Annotated in this window: 2 protein-coding genes; both read left to right on the top strand. The window is 39.7% G+C overall.

Going from position 1 to position 2,516, the window contains the following annotated elements; all coding sequences use genetic code 11:
* Positions 1-174: 174 nt before the first annotated feature.
* Positions 175-1,494: a hypothetical protein gene (locus tag B4C08_RS02785; RefSeq protein ID WP_296662581.1), complete on the top strand. Its 1,320-nt coding sequence runs from the start codon at positions 175-177 to the stop codon at positions 1,492-1,494.
* A 199-nt stretch (positions 1,495-1,693) separates the two neighbouring features.
* On the top strand, positions 1,694-2,516 hold an 823-nt coding region (locus tag B4C08_RS02780), incomplete at its 3' end, for a hypothetical protein (RefSeq protein ID WP_296662579.1).

The raw sequence follows: 2,516 nt of genomic DNA, 5'->3' as shown, positions 1-2,516 counted from the left end.
AAACTCGAAATTAAGGGTATTAACTTTATATACGATTTTTTTCAAAAACTGCAAGGTTTCTAAAATAATCTGCTGTGCCATTTGATTTTTTTGTGTTTTCTCTGTAAAATCAGTAACTAATATTTTGCTACTTTGTTTATAACACTTTTCTTTTTTAACTTTTGGAGGCTTTAAGTGAAAAAGGTTGTTTTGGGAATTGCAGCTGCACTTTTTATTGGAGCGGCTGCTAGCGCGCAGGTTTTGGAAAGAGCGCAGATTAAGAACACTTTGTGGACTGGATTTGGAAACCCGTTTGACGGCGACACAATGTTCTATGGTTTTACTGATATTTTTCAGGCAAGATTTGATCAGGGCAAGTTCACGATGGACGGAATGCTCAACATGGGCGCATTGGCAAACTATGAAAACGGCGGTGATGTTGACAACTTTGAAATTGGAACAACAAATTTGAATCCGCTTGCTCTTCACTACGGACGCAACACTAGAGGCGGCAACCACACAAATACGAATCGTGATGGTTATGATAATGCTATTAATTCAAACAACACAATTACTGACGCTTTTTATTTGAACTTTGTTTACCATATTAACCGCAACTTTGACTTTGGAATGGGAACAAAACTCAACTGGAAAGTCGGACCTGCTCCGGGATACGGCGACTGGGTTTGGGGACCTAACGCTCACGTAAGACAGGGCGGATTCAGCACAGCCTACGATGACCGCTCAGGCTCGTTCTATCCAAGCTCAACTTCATCTGACTGCGCAGGCTACTATAAGTTCAAAGTAGATGCTCCTGGCACTGCGGACGTTGTAGGATTCATTCCTTATTCAAATTCCTATGCAAGAAGAGGTCTTGGTGTAAGATATGTTTCAAAAGGAAAAATGAACTTTGAAGCTGGAGCTGCTATTCCTAACGGATTTAATACAGATGATCCTGCTGTAAACTTTGGTGTAAAGTTTGCTCCTGTAAACTGGATAAGCATTGGGGCTGCAATGGAAGGTGCATTTGAAGATGCCGCAAACTTCTACGCTGGCTCAACAATAGGCGCAAAAAACTTTTTGCTTGAAGTTTATCTTGCAATGGATTCTTTGTTTACAAAAGAAAAGGATGACGAGGCTTACGGAATTGGAGGCGCGATTACTTTCTCTGTTCCTAACTCAAAGCTTTCTTTGCGTCCGGAAGCCGGCTTGAACTTCTTTGAAAACGACGATTACACATTCGCTTGGTATGCTGGAGCTGCTCTTATTGTTCCTATTAACAAGGACTTCCAGTTCAATGCTTATGGTTCTCTTGCATTCGGTTCTAAAGACAAGGACTGGGACGATGACGACTGGAACGGCGGACACATCTTTACAATCCGTCCTTCTGTAAAATATAAGTTCTCTAAGAAAACAGACTTTGATCTTAACTTGAACTTGGAAAACAGAAAAGCATTCGACGGAAAAACACGCAATGCTTGGTCTTGCGGATTCTATGTAAGCCACATTCTGTAAAGAAAGATCTTTGGGTCAATGCCCGAAGATGACGGCTGGCTGCAATACTGTCATTCCCCGGCTTGACCTGAGGAATCTGTTTAAGCGCATTTATTTCTATATAAATGCAAGAGAATATGCTGTGGAATTCAGCTGAGGACCCACCACCGTAAAATCCGGACTTCTCTTAACTCTTTTTTTCGTTTAGGGGGATATCTAAATGAAGTTCATAAAGGCGTGTTTTGCCTTTTTTTTAATTTCCTTTCTTTTTGCCTCGTGCATGAACAGCGTAGGCGATTCAGATAATAATTCTTCAAATTCAAACAGCGAAAGAGCCTTGCTTTATGAAGAAGTTGCAAATACTGTGTGGTTTGCTTCAAATGAATATAGATTCGATTTTCCAGAAGATCAAGATAAAAAAATTGTTTACTTGAATTATATGCCGGACGGTGTTAATACAGAAAGATGGATTCAACTTACAGCAGAAGAAAGCGGCATAACAAAAGCGAAGATTATTTATTCTACAAATATACGCGAAATAGGAAAAACTTCTGAAGTTTCTTTTTATAAAGAAAGCAATGGCAATGTTTACTTTAAATGCGATTTTCTTTATGCAACAAGTATGCAGATTGCCGCAGATAACAGCGCTTCATTTTTTGACTATGAAAAAGTTCCTCCATTAAAATCTGACTATCTTGCAAATTTTGATGGAAAATATAAATTGAATAACAAAGGCTGGGAGTTGCAGATTGGTGCAAAACTTAGCATTGCTCAGGATATTAACCATTACTGGTTTGCAAATGTTCTTGCCACAGAATACGATGAAAAAACAAAAACTTATGATTTGCTTTTGGCTCACACTTCTCAAAATGGTGCGGCAGGCTCAACAAGTCCCGGCATAACTGGAAACGAGCCTTTTGTAACAAAGCAAGGTCTTTTCTGGAATCATTGCACCCTAAAAAATAATGGGGGGGGCAACTGGAATGTTAAGTGGTCTTCTAATTGGTACGATAGCCCTGCAGAAGCTTTGGATGCTGCTTTGG

This window comes from Treponema sp. UBA753, assembly GCF_002297325.1.
Taxonomy (GTDB): domain Bacteria; phylum Spirochaetota; class Spirochaetia; order Treponematales; family Treponemataceae; genus Treponema_D.
Note: the sequence above shows the minus strand (reverse complement) of the source record. Positions and strands in the feature narration are given on the sequence as shown.